Source organism: Sphaerotilus montanus, assembly GCF_013410775.1.
GTDB lineage: Bacteria > Pseudomonadota > Gammaproteobacteria > Burkholderiales > Burkholderiaceae_C > Sphaerotilus > Sphaerotilus montanus.
The window spans coordinates 739510-754933 of the sequence record NZ_JACCFH010000001.1; the positions used below are offsets into that span (position 1 = coordinate 739510).

General features: G+C 69.4%; 13 protein-coding genes and 1 pseudogene. 8 read left to right on the plus strand and 6 right to left on the minus strand.

Going from position 1 to position 15424, the window contains the following annotated elements; translation table 11 throughout:
* Positions 1 to 79 precede the first annotated feature (79 nt).
* The 7 genes from BDD16_RS03215 (at position 80) to BDD16_RS22785 (ending at position 6101) form a co-directional block, all read left to right on the plus strand.
* A complete protein-coding gene (locus tag BDD16_RS03215) occupies positions 80 to 343 on the plus strand; it encodes a hypothetical protein (protein WP_179632612.1) in 264 nt (87 codons plus the stop codon).
* The gene (locus BDD16_RS03220; protein WP_179632613.1) at positions 336 to 839 is read left to right on the plus strand and encodes a hypothetical protein; all 504 of its coding nucleotides are present in this window, start codon (positions 336 to 338) and stop codon (positions 837 to 839) included. The genes BDD16_RS03215 and BDD16_RS03220 overlap by 8 nt, the downstream gene beginning before the upstream one ends.
* Positions 836 to 1156 (plus strand): hypothetical protein, encoded by a 321-nt coding sequence (locus tag BDD16_RS03225; RefSeq protein ID WP_179632614.1) that lies wholly within the window; start codon positions 836 to 838, stop codon positions 1154 to 1156. The genes BDD16_RS03220 and BDD16_RS03225 overlap by 4 nt, the downstream gene beginning before the upstream one ends.
* Entirely contained in the window at positions 1153 to 4326 is a 3174-nt protein-coding gene (locus BDD16_RS03230; RefSeq protein ID WP_179632615.1) for a DUF927 domain-containing protein, read from the plus strand. Before BDD16_RS03225 ends, BDD16_RS03230 begins: the two co-directional genes overlap by 4 nt.
* Positions 4326 to 4862 carry a hypothetical protein gene (locus BDD16_RS03235; RefSeq protein WP_179632616.1) on the plus strand — a complete coding sequence of 179 codons (537 nt, stop codon included), beginning with the start codon at positions 4326 to 4328 and terminating at the stop codon, positions 4860 to 4862. Before BDD16_RS03230 ends, BDD16_RS03235 begins: the two co-directional genes overlap by 1 nt.
* Positions 4843 to 5184, plus strand: a complete 342-nt coding sequence (locus BDD16_RS03240) for a hypothetical protein (RefSeq protein WP_179632617.1) — start codon at positions 4843 to 4845, stop codon at positions 5182 to 5184. Before BDD16_RS03235 ends, BDD16_RS03240 begins: the two co-directional genes overlap by 20 nt.
* Before the next feature lie 77 nt (positions 5185 to 5261).
* A complete protein-coding gene (locus BDD16_RS22785) occupies positions 5262 to 6101 on the plus strand; it encodes a BRO-N domain-containing protein (RefSeq protein ID WP_218897678.1) in 840 nt (279 codons plus the stop codon).
* A 926-nt stretch (positions 6102 to 7027) separates the two neighbouring features.
* Here the strand turns inward: BDD16_RS22785 and BDD16_RS03250 are convergent.
* A complete protein-coding gene (locus BDD16_RS03250; protein WP_179632618.1) occupies positions 7028 to 8338 on the minus strand; it encodes a spherulation-specific family 4 protein in 1311 nt (436 codons plus the stop codon).
* Between the two features lie 142 nt (positions 8339 to 8480).
* Between BDD16_RS03250 and BDD16_RS03255 the strand changes: the two genes are divergently transcribed.
* Complete coding sequence (locus BDD16_RS03255; protein ID WP_179632619.1) at positions 8481 to 10358, plus strand: hypothetical protein; 1878 nt, start codon at positions 8481 to 8483, stop codon at positions 10356 to 10358.
* An 8-nt stretch (positions 10359 to 10366) separates the two neighbouring features.
* On the opposite strand, the gene BDD16_RS03260 is transcribed toward BDD16_RS03255, so the two are convergent.
* From BDD16_RS03260 to BDD16_RS03280, 5 genes and pseudogenes are all read right to left on the minus strand, one after another.
* On the minus strand, positions 10367 to 11632 hold the full coding sequence (locus BDD16_RS03260; protein ID WP_179632620.1) for an amidohydrolase family protein: 1266 nt from the start codon (positions 11630 to 11632) through the stop codon (positions 10367 to 10369).
* Positions 11625 to 12305 (minus strand): TetR/AcrR family transcriptional regulator, encoded by a 681-nt coding sequence (locus BDD16_RS03265; RefSeq protein ID WP_179632621.1) that lies wholly within the window; start codon positions 12303 to 12305, stop codon positions 11625 to 11627. Before BDD16_RS03265 ends, BDD16_RS03260 begins: the two co-directional genes overlap by 8 nt.
* A gap of 2 nt (positions 12306 to 12307) precedes the next feature.
* Positions 12308 to 12985 carry a uracil phosphoribosyltransferase gene (upp, locus tag BDD16_RS03270; protein ID WP_179632622.1) on the minus strand — a complete coding sequence of 226 codons (678 nt, stop codon included), beginning with the start codon at positions 12983 to 12985 and terminating at the stop codon, positions 12308 to 12310.
* The gene (locus tag BDD16_RS03275; protein WP_179632623.1) at positions 12969 to 14246 is read right to left on the minus strand and encodes a DUF1688 family protein; all 1278 of its coding nucleotides are present in this window, start codon (positions 14244 to 14246) and stop codon (positions 12969 to 12971) included. Before BDD16_RS03275 ends, upp begins: the two co-directional genes overlap by 17 nt.
* A 2-nt stretch (positions 14247 to 14248) precedes the next feature.
* A pseudogene (locus tag BDD16_RS03280) lies at positions 14249 to 15424 on the minus strand (GTP cyclohydrolase II); the annotation flags it as partial.

Genomic DNA, 15424 nt, shown 5'->3' on the forward strand with positions numbered 1-15424 from the left:
CGCACCCAGCCCGAAGAGGCTTTCCCTTGGTGCCTCCCTGCCCCGTCAATCGCTGGCCGCACCCCTGAGATAGCAGACCATGAAACACACGACCGAATCCCGGTCAGCCGCCGGTGTGGGCGATTCAGACCACGGCGAGCCGACCGAATACCAGCGCACCAGCGACCGCGCCCGATCGCTGGGGTATTCCATCACCCCGACCGAAATAGAGGGCACCCCGGCCTTCCTAGTCAGCCGCGGGTGTATGTCCCGCATGCTGCCCGGCCTGGCCGAGGTGGACAGATTCCTTATCCGCGCAGGCGCCTGCGACGGCGACAAGGCAGGAGGAAACCGCGATGAATGAATTCACCTCACCGGCCGACCTGCTGCGCCTGGCGGCCGACTACATGGATTCCCGACCGCGTGCGCTGACCAGCGAGGCGAGATTGAGCGCCACCATCAGCATGAAATACCGGGCCGTGTTCGCATACCCCGGTGTCATGCGGGTTTACTGTGAGATCACGGGTTTGCAGGCGGCTGAATCTCTTCCTGGCTGTCCGATCGTGGCAAACCCACGGTTCATGCCTGAATGGGAGTTCCACGCACCGGCTGAACTGCTGGCGCTGGCGGACGACCTGATCCGGGCAAGGGCGCCCCTCTTCGCTTTCGATGAGCGGGTGAACCTCGGGGTTCGCCGAACGGATGGCGTCACGGGCCAATGGACCGACGGAATCCCGCTGCGGGTGACCTGCGTTTATCCGGGCGTGCTGTCGGTCTACCTGGCTACGAATGGCAGCCTGCTGGCCCGATCCAAGCCCGGCAAACCGCGCCAGCTTGCGACCCAAAGGGGCAAGGTATGACCGAACCCAGCGACACCCAGCCCCTGCACATGGGGCCACTGAACGACAGCCGGAGAGCACAGGCGACCCGGGTAGCCGACTACCTGGATACCCGCCCGGACGGGGCCACCCGCAGCGAGATCGAGCACGCCTGCGACCCGGGCAGCGTCACGAAACTGCTGTCCGAGATGCGGCGCGGGCTTGGGTACGTCATCGCCAAACGACGCGGCGCCGAACTGACCAAGGCAGGCACGCGACGCCGGACCATGCTGTACGTGCTGGTGTCGCGCCCTGAAGGCCGCACACAGGGCAACCTGTTCGACGAGGTGACCCGATGACCCGCCCCGAACGCGAGATCACGCCGGCCCTGATCGATGACGCCCTGAGCTTCATCCCGCCCGACATCCCGCACGATGAGCGGGTGCGTGTCGCCTTCGCGGTCTTCGACGGGCTGGGCACGTCAGGCGCCGACGCCTGGAAGGCATGGGCAGGACGCCGGCAAGGCGCCAGCGCCACCGAGGACGCCGCGACCTGGCGCAGCGTCTGCAAGGGCGGGCCGGTGAAGGTCGGGACGCTCTTCCACATCGCCAAGCAGTACGGGTTCAAGCTGCCCAAGCTGGCCGCCGATGGCACGACACCCCGGGCCGGGCGCCCTGCCCGCACCGCTGACGAGCTGGCCGCCGAACGGGCCGCCCGCGAGCGGCGTGACGCCGAGGAAGCCGAGGCGCTGCAGGCCGAACACCACGAGGCGGCGCAGCGCTGCCGGAAGCTGTGGGACAGCGCCAGCGAGACACCACCACCGGCCACCGGCTGCCCGTACCTCACCCGCAAGGGCGTGCAGGGCCACGGGTTGCGCTACCTGCGCGACGGCACGGCCCTGGTGCCCATGCGCGACACGGCGGGCGAGCTGTGGAGCCTGCAGCGCCTGCTACCCGCCGACCTGGTAGACCGCGAATCCGGCGAGGTGATCGGGAACAAGCTGTACGGGCCACCACCGCGCAAGGGCGGAAAGGACAAGGTGCGATCCCGCAAGACGGGCCTGTTCCACCTGGTCGGCACCATCGGCGAGCCGGCGCCCGGCGCGGCGCTGGTGATCCTGCTGGGCGAGGGCTACGCCACGGCCGCGACGCTGCACGAGGCGACCGGGCACCCCGTGGCCGTGTGCTTCGACGGCGGCAACCTGCGCCACATCGCCCAGGCGCTGCGGGCGCAGCATCCGACCGCGCTGCTGCTGGTCTGCGGCGACGACGACAAGCCGACCGAGGCACGCGGCAAGGGCAACCCCGGCCGCAAGGCTGCAGCCGCTGCCGCACGGGCCGCCAACGCCGGGCCGGTGCGGGTGTGCTTCCCCGAGCCACTGCCGGAAGGTGCCAGCGACTTCAACGACCTGGCTGCGCACGCCGGGCTTGAGGCCGTGGCGGCGCTGATCGGCACGGCTGTGCAGGCGCCTGCACACGCCGACGCTGCCCAGCCTGCCGCCGACGCGGGCGACACCAGCGCCAGCCACCCCGAAGGCGACCCCCTGCCCTGGTGCTCGGAAGATCCCGGCCCGACTGGTGACGACTGCCCGGACCCGATCCCGGGCGACCCCGGCCCGGCCGCCAGCGCCAGCGCGGGCGCCAAGCCCCGCAAGCCACGCGGCAAGGCCAGCACGGGCCGCAGCGCCAGCGCTGGGGATGCTGGCGCTGATGACGACACCAGCGCAGGCAAAGACTGGTTCCGCCTGGACGATGACGGCGTGTGGTACGTGCCCCGCGACTCCGAGGGCAACCGGAAGAAGCCGATTTGGCTGGCCGCCCCGCTGCACATCACGGCCATCAGCCGCGCCACGGACGGCAACGGCTGGGGGTTCCTGAGCGAGTTCACCGACCGCGACGGCCGCCTGAAGGTCTGGGCGATCCCGGCCGCAGCGCTGGGCGGCGACGGTGCGGAGTGGTTCGCCCGCCTGCGGGACATGGGCTTGCGCACCAGCACCACCAAGGGCGCCCGTGCGCTCCTGGCGCAGTACATCGACAGCCGCGAGGTAAGGGAGCGCATCACCAGCACCGACCGCACCGGCTGGCACGACGGCGGCGTGTTCGTGACCCCGAGCACCACCGTCGGCCCCGAGGGCGCGGGCCGGCTGTACGTGTTCCAGTCCGAAAGCAGCGTGGAGGACACGCTGGCTACCGGGGGCGACTTCGACGCCTGGCGCGACGGCGTGGCCCGGCGCTGCGCAGGGAACAGCCGCCTGTCGTTCGTGCTGTCGTGCGCCTTCGCGGCCCCGTTGTCGAACGCGCTGGGCGTGGCGACGGGCGGGTTCCACTTGCAGGGGGATTCCAGCCTCGGCAAGACCACTGCCCTACTCACGGCCGCGAGCGTGTGGGGGCCGCACAAGTTCAAGAAGCAGTGGCGCCAGACGGACAACGCCTTGGAGAGCGTGGCGGCGCAGCATTGCGACCTGCCGCTGATCCTGGACGAGATCGGGCAGGCAGACGGCCGCATCGTCGGTGAATGCGTCTACCTGCTGGGCAACGAGATGGAGAAGGGACGGGCGACCCGCGGCGGGCTGACCCGGAAGGTTCGCACCTGGCGCCTGCTGTTCCTGAGCAGCGGAGAGAAGAGCCTGAGCGACTACATGCGCGAGGCTGGCCGCAAGATCAACGAGGGGCAAGAGGTGCGCATGCCGTCGATCACGGCCGATGCCGGGGCCGGGCTGGGCATGCTGGAAGAGCTGCACGACCTGGACAACGGCCGCGACTTCTCCGACACGCTGCAGAAGGTCACGGCCGCCCACTACGGGCACGCGGGCCGCAAGTGGCTGCAGCACCTGGCCGACCACATGGGCGACATCGAGGGCGCAGCGGGCGAACTGGTCAACCAGTTCGAGACGCTGGCGGTTCCGCAGTACGCGCACCCGCAGGTGTGGCGGGTGGCCCGGCGCTTCGCCCTGGCCGCTGCAGCGGGCGAGCTGGCCACGCGGGCGGGCCTGACAGGCTGGGAAGCGGGCGAGGCGATCGAAGGGGCGCGGCGCTGCTTCTCCGACTGGCTGGCGGGGCGCGGGCACTCGGGCAGCGGGGAGAAGGTCGCGGCCGTGCTGCAGGTGCGGGGCTGGCTGGAAAAGAACGGGGACGCGCTGTTCACCTGGATGCACCGGGCCACCGACGACCACCGACCGAACACGGCGCTTCGGGCCGGGTTCAAACGCTGGGTGGACGACAAGGGCGAGCCGATCAAGCGCACCACCGCCGATGACTACTGCGACGCCCGGGCATCTGACGGTTCACGCACCGTGGACGATGAGGGCCTGTCCCTGGAGTACCTGGTACTCCCCGAGCAGTTCCGCACCGAGATGTGCAAGGGCCTGCGCCCTGACTTCGTGGCGCAGGTGCTGAAGGATGCCGGGTGCCTCAAGCACGAACGCGACCGGCTGACGAACAGTGCCCGCCTGCCGGGCATCGGGAAGACCAAGATCTTCCACATCCTGCCGTCGATCTTCTCCGTTGACGTGGAGGCGCTGGAATCATGATGGCCACCCCGAAAACGCTGGCATCCGGAGCGGGTGCAGCGGATCGCGCCCTGATCGGCCTGGAAGCCCTGGCCCGTCAGTTCCTGGAACAAGAGCAGCCCGGCCGCGCTGCGCAGGTGCTGGCCGAGGTGGACAGCGGCACGGCGGCGCTGCGGTTCGTCGTGAGCCTGTGCGGGCTGGATTGGCACCTGTCCTGCACGATCGAGCGCCACGGCGACGGCCGGCCCGAACCCGTGGCGCTGCCAGGCCGTGACAGGTGGGTGCTGGCGCTGCTGCCGGTGCTGTTCCCACTGGTCACGCTGGTGAAGACGGCAACCAGCGCCAGCACGACCGCGCCCCGGCTGTTGAACGACGTGGCGCGGGGTCGCGCCTGGCTGAGCTTCGATGTGGAGATGCGGGGCCGGCTGGCGCTGGTGTCAGCGCACGCTCGGCCCGGGCGCGACCTGCGGCAACGGGTGCCCCTCATGGAAGCGGGCTGCATGCGCATGCGCGACTCACACACGAACAGGAGAGAGCATGGCCCGGCCACGCAGTGAGGTCACGATTGCGATGCTGGAGGTATTCGGGGGCCAGTCTGAGCCGATGACCTGGCGCACTGTGGCTGAAGAGCTGGCACGCCGGGGGGTGATCGGTGCGGCACTGGCGCCGGGGGATCTGCGACTGCTTCACCGCGCAGTGGGGGAGGCATACAGGCGCGGCGAGCTGGTGAACGTGGGCGTAGCCCGCGGGATTCCCGGCCAGACTCGCCCCCCCGTGCTGTATCGGCTGCGCAAGGAGGGCGACCCACCGCGCAAGCGGAGCGAGAAACGAGAACTGCAAGCGCGGGCCATAGCGGAGCTGCTGAAAGCGTGGAGCTGAAGCCCGCACGACCGCGCCCCGACGAGCGCCAGCACTGTCGGCGCCCACTTCAAACACCCTGACCGAAAGGAACCCCCGTGAACATCATCCCCTTCATCTTCGACACCCTGCCCGTGCGTGCCGTGCTGCGCGACGGTGAACCGTGGTTCGTGGCCGCCGATCTGGCGGCCGTGCTGGACTACAGCGAAACGGCCGCGATGACTCGCCACCTCGATGACGACGAAAAGGGGCTGTCAACTGTGCAGACCCTTGGCGGGCCGCAAGAGATGACCATCATCAGCGAATCCGGCCTGTACGCGGCGATCCTGAAAAGCCGCAAGCCTGAAGCCCGACAGTTCCGGCGCTGGGTCACGGGCGAGGTGCTGCCGTCGATCCGCAAGACTGGCGGTTACAGCATGGGCGACCATGCCCGGCGAGTGCGGGACGTGTTCGACGTGGCGGGCACGGCGGTGAAAGCGCGGGGCCTTCGAGGTCCGGCCCGTGACGCTGCCGTGCGGGCCGTGGTCCAAGAGATCGCGCCCGACCTGCTGCACCTGGTGCCCGAACCGGCCCCCAAGCAGACACCCGACCAGCCCGACCCGGGCGAGTTGGTGGCCATCGTGCGCGACTGGCTGCAGCAGCACGGCGCGGCGCTGCCCGAGCTGAGCGAGGTCCGGGCGCTGGTCCTGACCCGTCCGGATGGCGCACGGCCGCGGGTGTCCGACTTCCGACGCACCCAGCCGGCCGAATACGTCATCAGCCCGTACACGTTCGCGGAAGTCATCTGCAACGGACTGGACGCCCGCAAGGTGGCACTTGCACTGCGAGACGCTGGGCACCTGCGCCACGAGGCAGACCGCTGCACCATCACCCAGCGCCTGCCCGGGGAGGGTGGGAAGGTGAAGGTCTACGCGATCAAGCCCGAGATCCTGCACTGACCACAGATCGACCCGACACCAGAAGCCGGCCGCGTGCCGGCTTTCCTGTTCCCAGCACCCCTTCCGAGTTACAGCGGGTGCCTGTTCACACCCCAAAACGCGACCCGGAAACACGCGGTTTATCACTAGCGATAAGTGAAGGTTATCGCTAGTGATCGCGTTTATCGGGGTAAAACCACGGCGCATCATGAAACCAACCCACTCGGAAAGCTGAAACAAAGTTTCATGCGAAGCCGATCGACCAGCCGGGGCCGCCCCGGTTCGTGTTGTCCTGGCAGACCACGCCGACACGATCGGCACCCGTTGCCGGTGCTGCGGGGTGTCGGCACTGATGCACAAGAACACGCACGCCGAACCATACCCCTACAGGGTATTTCAGGCAAAAACGGCCAGCCGGGACCAGTCGGGCACCCCGAAGTGACCACTGAACCCGGGCCGGACCCCGTGTTCCCTGCCCGTCCCCGGGTTCTGTCCCCGGCACTTTGCGACCTGTCCCCGGCAGTGTCCCCGGCTGGAAAACGTCGGCGTGAACCCATGCGCACCCAATCGGGCACAAGCGGGCGACCCGTCCCCGTGTCCCCGTTGTCCCCGTCTGTTTTGAAGTCAAGGTAGCGATGCACCCCTAAATACGTCAGGGGGGTATGTGGACCGATCCGGGTTCAAGTCCTGCAGCAGATGCGCCCGACCCCTTCGCCCTGGTGCAAGACACGACCCCGACAGGGGCCACCGACCAGCCAGACCCGCAATCCCGGAAGGAAGAACCGGCCATGAAGAACCTGAAGCAAGAAACTGAAAATACGTTCAGGATCAGTTACTTAGGTGGCTGATCATGTTGGCCCCGGCCCAGTCAAGCGTTCGGCAAAGCTCGCAAGAGTTCGCCGAGCCGCAAAAATGCCCTGGAGAATCAACGCTCCAGGGCATTTTCTTTACTGGAAGTAGAACAACTGGCGTGCCGCGCCACTGTAGTTCTCGGCGATGGCGGTCGAACCGGCGGTGGTGCCAGGCATCGACAGCACCTGGGCACTCTGACGGTTCTCGAAGTAGAGCAGGCTGCCAGACTGCCTCAGGGCCCACATCTGGCTGGCCGCGGTAGCCGAGCAGGTAGCCCAGGTCAGCGCTGTGCTGCCAACAGAGGGCTGTGCTGCACACTTGTTGCCATAGCGCACTTGGTAATACGGCAGCCCGGAAACGGTCTGCACGGTCAAGGTCCAGGCCGTGGTGCTGGCACAGGACTGTTGGTCGAGTCGGGTGCCGGTACCACGCAGGCACAGGTAGCTGCTGTAGTTGGCCAGCTTCTTGGTCATGCTGCCCCAGTTCAGACCTGGGGCTACGCCCTGGATTTGCTGGACCTCGCTGGCCCAGTAGACCGGCAGCGAACCCCAGGTATTCTCCCCAGCCTGCCAGTTGCCACCGATGCTGGTGATGTACACCAGATTGGTCTGCATCTGGCGCGCGCTGCTGACCAACTTGATCATGTCGGCCCGCGTCGAGACGCTGTGGACAAGGTGCCAGGTCTGCACACCCTTGGTGCGGGCCACCGCAGTGGCGTTACTGATCTGGGTGGCTTGCGCGGTGTAGTCGGTGGCACTGCTCTCGAACAGCACCACCGTCTCGCCAGCCAGGGCACCGCCGACGACACAGTTGTCCGGCACACCCGCGTTGAACGCGATTTTTGCGCCCGGGCGGTACTTGGCCACCAGGGCACGCAGTTGCTGGTATTCGGTGACGAAGACGCTGCAATTCCAGGTCGAGGGAGCGGCCTCGTCGAAGAAGATGCCGCCGAGCGACGGCATCTGGGCAAAGTAGGCCGCGATCTGGGCTTCGATCCGTTCCCAGGTCTGGCACTTGCCCGGGACATTGCAGGTGTGGTTGAAATAACCCGTCGGCACGTAGCCGAGCAGCTGCACACCACGCGAGGCCGCGCGGTCGGACAGGGTGCGCCACGTCAGCAGGTCCGGCACCAGTGTGGTCGTCTGGCCTGCCGCGACGAAGACGCCACTATCCGGGTTGACAACCGCCAGGCTGCTGGCCGGCAACTGGTCGTAGAGCGCGGTATCGGTGCTTCCCCAGTAGCTGATCACCCCTACGCCGGTCGTGGCCGTCTGCGCGGCCACCGACGCGACCATCGGCAAGGCAAGGCCGACCGCGGCCGCCAATCGGCGAGCCAACCAGCGGGTTTGTTGAAGGGCGTTTTGCAGGCGCGGGGAACAGGATTTCGACGGTGGGATGGCGCTCATTCCTGAAATGCAAATAATGAAAATTGTAATTTTGCACTATTCAAGCCTGATCGCTCCCCATCCACAGCATTGAGGATGACGCTCCGACCCCGGAGGACTACAAGCAGTCTCGATCCATCGATCAGACCCCCAGGAGCAGACCATGGCCTACCTCTTTCGCGGTCGCCTGTGTGGCGCCTTGTGTGACGACTGCTTCGAGCCGCTGGCGAATGTCCAGGTCCGGCTCTACCGCCTGCGCAGCGACCAGGACGCCACCCGGCTCGCCGTCGCCGAGACCAAGGACACCTTCGCCGTGCTCACCGACGAGCAGGTCCGCGCCAAGTCCGGCGCCCTGCTCGCCGAGTGCACGACCGACGAGGCCGGCCACTTCACCGCCCGGCTGGGCGACGACCAGCAGTACGCCGGCGAAGCCTTCGAGGTCGATGTCCACTGCGGCACCGTGCCGCACCGCCGCCCCGAACCCCCGCCCAAGGGCCCCGTCCAGTTCACCATCACCACCGTCCAGCCCCAGTGGCGCCAGCGCGAGAACGACCAGATCGCCGCCTGGGACCACTGCCTGGCCCGGCGCTTCTGGTGCTACATCCGCGCGCTGTTCGACGCCTGGGTCCTCTGCGGCCGCGTCACCGTCTGCAGCACCGGCCAGGCCGCCGAAGGCCTCACCGTCTACGCCTTGGACCGCGACTGGCTGGCCGACGACCCCATCGGCTCGGGCCTGACCGACGCCTCGGGCAAGTTCCGCATCGACTACCTCGGCGCCGACTTCCGGCGCGGCACCTGGATCAACATCGAGCTGATCGGCGGCCCGGATGTCTACTTCCGCATCGACGGCCCCTCCGGCACCCCGCTGCTGACCGAGCCCTCCAGCCAGGGCCGCGCCCCCGGGCGCGAGAACGTCGGCCCCTGCTGCTGCGTCGCGCTGTGCGTGAAGGAAGCGCCGCCCGTCGAACACGCCTGGTTCACCCGCGTCGGCGACTTCAACCTCTACAGCGACATCGACAGCAGCACCGGCCTGACCACCACCGCCCAGCCCGCCGGCTTCCCCAACCAGCACGGCGGCCCCGGCTACGGTTTCTGGCAAAGCCCCCGCCTCGTCGGCGACTGCCCGACCCGCCACCCCGCCACCAGCCAGCCGCTGCGCTACCGCTTCCTGTGGCGCCCGACCGGCAGCCTGGCCGCGCCTGCGCCGATCACCGGGCCGGCGATGGTCGTCGCGCAGAAGGTCGGCACCCGGCCGGTGACGTGGAACTACGGCCTGCCGGGCGATCCGGCCACCCGCCCACAGGACATCTGGGTCGTGCCGTCCGGCGGCTACACCGGGCCGATGCCGGCGCCCTTCCCCGCCGCGCCGCCCGGACCGCCGCCCGGATCGTGGGGCCCGATGCCGCCGCTGCTGCAGCAGCCGGACGCCGACGGCTGGGTCACGATGCCGCCGGACGCCACCAACCAGGGCTTCTCCGGGCCGCTGCTGCGCGTCAACACCAACGCGCTGGTGCCGGGCGGCACGGCCATCGGCGCAGGGGCCGGCAACGCGATCCCCGCCGCAGCCCTGAAGAACGGCGTCGATGTCTCGATCTTCTTCGAGGCCGCCCCGGTCTCCGGCCCCGGCGCGACGCTCGGCAACCAGCTCGACCGGCTGCACGTCAACAACTGGATCGAGGTCGCCGAGTTCAGCCTCGACCAGTTCACCGCACCGGGCGCGACGCCGTGCGAGGGCATCACCAACATGGTCGACCTGCGCTACACGATGGACCACGCGCTGGTGAGCACGTGGGCGCTGGGCATCTCGACGTCCGCCCCGATCCCGGGCGGCACGCCGACGCTGCCGGGTCTGGGCGTGCCACCGGTGCCACCGGACCAGTTCAGCTCGGTGCGCGGCGGCCACGGCCAGGTGCACCTGAACACCAGCGGCTGGCCGCAGTGCGCCTACATGGTCACGTTCACGCGCAGCCTGAAGCTCACCGATGGCGAGGACGATGACGCGGGGCGTGGTGGCGTGGTCGCGGTGTTCTGCAAGCGGTAGCGGCTGGATCAGCCGCGCAGCGTGGCGGCGCGGCCGGGCAGGTCGAGCCGCGTCACCACCGGCTCGCTGCGCGCCACCACCCGCCCCGCCCGCAGCACCAGCAGCCGGTGCGCCCTGAGCCGCAGCGCCTCGACCACATCCCGCGCCTGCAGCAGCACCAGGTCCGCCCGGCACCCCACGTCCAGCCCGTAGCCCTCCAGCCCGAGGATCCGCGCCGGCGTCGTCGTCACCGCGTCGAAGCACTGCCGCATCGCCGCCTGCGAGGTCATCTGCGCGACGTGCAGGCCCATGTGCGCAACCTCCAGCATGTCGCCGCTGCCCAGGCTGTACCACGGGTCCATCACGCAGTCGTGCCCGAACGCGACCGGCACGCCCGCGGCCAGCAGCTCTGGCACCCGCGTCATGCCGCGGCGCTTCGGGTACGTGTCGTGGCGACCCTGCAGCGTGATGTTGATCAGCGGATTGGCGATCGCCGCGACCCCCGCCTCGGCGATCAGCGGCAGCAGCTTGGAGACGTAGTAGTTGTCCATCGAGTGCATGGACGTGAGGTGCGACCCCGCCACCCGGCCCTGCAAACCCAGCCGCTGCGTGTGGAAACTCAGCGTCTCGATGTGCCGGCTCAGCGGGTCGTCCGTCTCGTCGCAGTGCATGTCCACCCGCAGCCCGCGCTCGGCCGCCAGTTCGCACAGGAGGCGCACCGACTCCGCGCCCTCGCCCATCGTCCGCTCGAAATGCGGGATGCCGCCGACCACGTCCACGCCCAGGTCCAGCGCCCGCTTCAGCAGCGCCAGCGCACCAGGCGACCTCAGCACGCCGTCCTGCGGGAAGGCGACGAGCTGCAGGTCCAGGTACGGCTTCACCCGCTCGCGCACCTGCAGCAACGCCTCGACCGCCAGCAAGCGCGGATCGCACACGTCCACATGGCTGCGGATCGCCAGCAGCCCCTTGCCCACCGCCCAGTCGCAATACGCCAGCGCCCGCTCGACGATCGCGTCCTGCGTCAGCGTCGGCTTCAGCTCGCCCCACAGCGCGATGCCCTCCAGCAGCGTGCCACTCTGGTTGACGCGCGGCAGGCCGTAGCTGAGCGTCGAGTCCATGTGGAAATGCGCGTCCACGAACGGCGGCGTGACGAGCTGGCCGGCGGCATCGACTTCCTCGGCGGCGGTGGCAGCGAGCGCGGGTTCGACGGCGACGATGCGGCCGTCGCGGACGCCGATGTCGTGGTCGCGCCGGCCGTCCGGCAGGGTGCAGTGGCGCAGGATCAGGTCAAGCATCGGAGCGGATCTCCTGGGGTGGATCCTCGCATTCGCGAGGATGACGAGGCGTGGTGACACCGCAGCCGCGCAGCACGGTCCGCAGCACATGGTCGGTGGCGCGCTGCAGGTCGTCGGGGCCGAGCCGCGCCACGCCCAGCACGGCGCAGACCTGCGCGTCGAAGTCAGCATACGTCTGCGTCGCGGCCCAGACCGTGAAGAACAGGTGCGTCGCGTCCACGTCCGACGCGATCCAGCCGCGCGCCTTCCAGCCGTCGATGACGCGCACCTTGTCCTCGACCAGCGCGCGCAGCTCGGTGCGCAGCAGGTCGCCGATCTCGGGCGCGCCGCGCAGCACCTCGCTGGCGAACAGCCGCGACGCCTCGGGCCGCTCGGCGGTGAGGCGCATCTTCTCGGTGATGTAGTGGCCGAGCGCGTCGTGCGGGTGGCGGTCGGCGGTGAGCGCGTCGGCCGGGGCGAGCCAGTCGTGCAGCAGGTCGGCCAGCACCGCGCGGTACAGCGCCTGCTTGTGGCGGAAGTAGTAGTGCAGGCTCGCCTTGGGCAGACCGGCCGCCGCCGCGATGTCCTGCATCGTCGCGCCGGCAAACCCTTCCGCGGCGAAGACACCGGCCGCCGCGCGCAGGATGTCGGCCTCGCGCGCCTGCCGGATGCGCCCGCCGCGCGCGGTCGGCATGGTCACTTCGTGCCGAAGATCCGGTCGCCCGCGTCGCCCAGGCCGGGCACGATGTAGCCGTGGTCGTTGAGGTGATCGTCGATCGCGGCCAGCGTCAGCGACACGTCCGGGTGCGCCTCGGTCAGCGCCTTCACACCCTCGGGCGAGCCGATCATGCAGACCATCTTCAGGCTCGTCACCCCCGCCTCCTTCAGCCGGTGCAGCGCCGCCACCGCCGAGTTGCCGGTCGCCAGCATCGGGTCGACGACGATGACGGTGCGCTCCTGGATGTCCTCGGGCAGCTTCAGGTAGTACTCGATCGGCTCCAGCGTGGTCGGGTCGCGGAACAGCCCGATGTGGCCGACGCGGGCGCCGGGCAGCAGGTCGATCATGCCGTCGAGCATCCCGTTGCCCGCGCGCAGGATCGACACCAGGCACAGCTTCTTGCCGCTGATCACCGGCGAGCGCATCGCGGCCACCGGCGTCTGGATGTCGATCAGCTCGGTCGGCAGATCGCGCGTGACTTCGTAGGCCAGCATCGCGGCAATCTCGCGCACGAGGCGGCGGAAGTTGTCGGTGGTGGTGTCCTGGCTGCGCACATAGGTCAGCTTGTGCTGCATCAGCGGGTGGTCCACGACATGGACTGAAGACATGGCGGCTCTCCTTGTCAAAAACGTTGGATCGTCAAAAAACGGTGCCATCGCTGGCGATGTTGAGCGGCGGCGCGCCCCCCGGTCGGCGGGCGGCGGCGAGTCGGCGTCCGGTCGCCCAGGTGCCGCCTTCCAGCACACACGCCAGCGGAAACGCCTCGGCCGACAGCCCCAGCGTGGCCCGGACCCCTTCCGCAATCAGGTCCAGCGCCGCCACCGTCACCGCCCGCCACTCGACGATGGCCGGATCATCCACCGACAGCAGCACGGTCGGCAACGCCCCCGACGCCGGCATCAGCAGGCCAGTGTCCAGCAACAGCCCGCCGTTGCGGTACTCGGGCAGGCCGGTCAGCGCGTCCAGCCCAGTGACGCTCAGGCCCGCGTCGGCCAGCGGCTCCAGCAGCGAATACGTCAGCCACTGCGTCAGCTTGTGGAACGGCATCCAGCCATCGGCGGTCGCCGGGTGGTGCCAGCAGTCGCCGAGGTTGACGCCCTCCAGCGCCAGCCGCCCAGGCCACACCGGGCCCAGCGCGCGCAGCAAGGTGCCGAGCACCACATCGGCGTCGATCCGGTCGCCTTCGGCCTGCATCAGCAGGAAATCGAGCATGTTGCCCAGCCGCGCCGGCACACCGAACACCGCGGGTGTCGCAGCCATCACTTCGCCGAGCCGCCGCAGCAGCGCAGCCCGACCGTCCAGCCCGACCAGCGGGTTGTCGGCGCCCACCTGGAACGCACCGGCCAGCGCGTCGGGCGTCACCGCGGCGAGCGCGGCGGCGTCGGTGCGCAGCGGCGCCTTGGCATCCGCCGACCAACCCCCACGCGCGAACCAGTCGAAGCTCGCCACGCCCAGCCCTTCCGAGCGCGACAGGCGCTGGCCATGCGCCGCATCGTCGTAATGCCAAGCTGCGCCAGCACCGGCATCAAGCAGCACGCTCGGGATCACGAGGTCGATGCGTACCCGGGCGCGCTCCAGGCGCTGCGCCTCGCCCGCCAGCCCGGCCGCGTCGGCGAGGGCAGCCCAGCGATCCGCGCCACCCGCCTCGAAATGGCGCCACCGGCTGTGAACCGGCACGCGCAGGTCCGGGTAACTCGCCCGCGTCGTCTCGACCACCGCCGCGACGGTCGCCGCCAGCCGCGACGGCTCCCAGCGCCAGTGCGGCGAGCGCCCCGCCGCGACGTGGTCCAGCACCGCATGGCTGCGCGCACGCACCGCCCGCGCGCTCAGCAGCGGCGTCGCCGGGTGGTCCGCCGGGACAGGGGTGTGCCAGCCGGGGCCGCCCCAGGGATCTGGCGTGGGTGTTGATGCCGCCATGCTCACGCCTCCAGCCCGCGGCCCTTCGCCACGGTCAGCTCTTCGGCGTCGGGCGTGTAGGTCGAGAAGTAACCGGCGGCCTTCTTCGCGTCCATCTCCACCTGCGCGTCGGCGGGGATCAGCTCATCAGGGATCGGCACGCGCTCGACCACCTCGATGCCCTGCGCCGTCAGCGCGTCGTGTTTCATGTTGCTCATCGAGGCCCAGCGGTCGATGCGCGTGATGCCGAGCCAGTGGAAGACGTCGGGCATCAGCTCCTGGAAGCGCATGTCCTGCACGCCGGCCACGCACTCGGTGCGCTCGAAATACGTCTCGGCGCGGTCGCCGCCGACCTGGCGCTTGCGGGCGTTGTAGACGAGGAACTTGGTGACCTCGCCGAGCGCGCGGCCTTCCTTGCGGTTGTAGATCACCACGCCGACGCCGCCCTGCTGCGCCATCTCGATGCAGACCTCGATGCCGTGCGCGAGGTAGGGGCGGCAGGTGCAGATGTCCGAGCCGAACACGTCCGAGCCGTTGCATTCGTCGTGGACGCGGCAGGCCACCTTGGTTTCCGGCTGGCCCAGCTTGGACACGTCGCCGAAGAAGTACAGCGTCATCCCACCGATCGGCGGCAGGAACACCTTCAGGTCCGGCCGCGTGACCAGTTCCGGGAACATGCCGGCGGTCTGCTCGAACAGGTTGCGGCGCAGCGTGCTTTCCTTGATGCCAAAGCGCTTGGCGATGCCCGGCAGGTACCAGACCGGGTCGATCGCCGCCTTGGTGACGCGCACGTCGCCGTTGGCGTTGAGGATCTCGCCATCGGGCACCAGCCGGCCGGACTGGATCGCGGCCAGCAGCTCGGGCATGTTGATGTGCGCCTTGGTGACCGCGATGGTCGGGCGGACGTCGATGCCCTGCGCGATCTGGGCGCTGAAGACCTGCCCGGCCCGGTGACCCCAGGGGTCGAAGGAGACGATCTTCTCGGGGTCGGCCCACTGCGGATGCGGGCCGATCGGCTCGGCGGGCGCCGTGTCGGTCAGGTCGGGCTTGTGCAGCCGCTGCAGCTTGCCGGACGCGATGGCCAGCGCGCGGTAGACGGCGTAGGCGCCCGAGTGCGAGCCGATGGCGTTGCGGTGCGCCGGGTTGGTGAGGCTCGCGATGATCGGGCCGCGGGCCTCGGGGGTGGCGGCGCCCCAATG

What these genes read in the sequence shown, in the direction of transcription:
- BDD16_RS03215 (WP_179632612.1), top strand. Translation starts at nt 80, where the DNA reads ATGAAACACACGACCGAATCCCGGTCAGCCGCCGGTGTGGGCGATTCA.
- BDD16_RS03220 (WP_179632613.1), top strand. Translation starts at nt 336, where the DNA reads ATGAATGAATTCACCTCACCGGCCGACCTGCTGCGCCTGGCGGCCGAC.
- BDD16_RS03225 (WP_179632614.1), top strand. Translation starts at nt 836, where the DNA reads ATGACCGAACCCAGCGACACCCAGCCCCTGCACATGGGGCCACTGAAC.
- BDD16_RS03230 (WP_179632615.1), top strand. Translation starts at nt 1,153, where the DNA reads ATGACCCGCCCCGAACGCGAGATCACGCCGGCCCTGATCGATGACGCC.
- BDD16_RS03235 (WP_179632616.1), top strand. Translation starts at nt 4,326, where the DNA reads ATGGCCACCCCGAAAACGCTGGCATCCGGAGCGGGTGCAGCGGATCGC.
- BDD16_RS03240 (WP_179632617.1), top strand. Translation starts at nt 4,843, where the DNA reads ATGGCCCGGCCACGCAGTGAGGTCACGATTGCGATGCTGGAGGTATTC.
- BDD16_RS03250 (WP_179632618.1), bottom strand. Translation starts at nt 8,338, where the DNA reads ATGAGCGCCATCCCACCGTCGAAATCCTGTTCCCCGCGCCTGCAAAAC.
- BDD16_RS03255 (WP_179632619.1), top strand. Translation starts at nt 8,481, where the DNA reads ATGGCCTACCTCTTTCGCGGTCGCCTGTGTGGCGCCTTGTGTGACGAC.
- BDD16_RS03260 (WP_179632620.1), bottom strand. Translation starts at nt 11,632, where the DNA reads ATGCTTGACCTGATCCTGCGCCACTGCACCCTGCCGGACGGCCGGCGC.
- BDD16_RS03265 (WP_179632621.1), bottom strand. Translation starts at nt 12,305, where the DNA reads ATGCCGACCGCGCGCGGCGGGCGCATCCGGCAGGCGCGCGAGGCCGAC.
- upp (WP_179632622.1), bottom strand. Translation starts at nt 12,985, where the DNA reads ATGGCACCGTTTTTTGACGATCCAACGTTTTTGACAAGGAGAGCCGCC.
- BDD16_RS03275 (WP_179632623.1), bottom strand. Translation starts at nt 14,246, where the DNA reads ATGGCGGCATCAACACCCACGCCAGATCCCTGGGGCGGCCCCGGCTGG.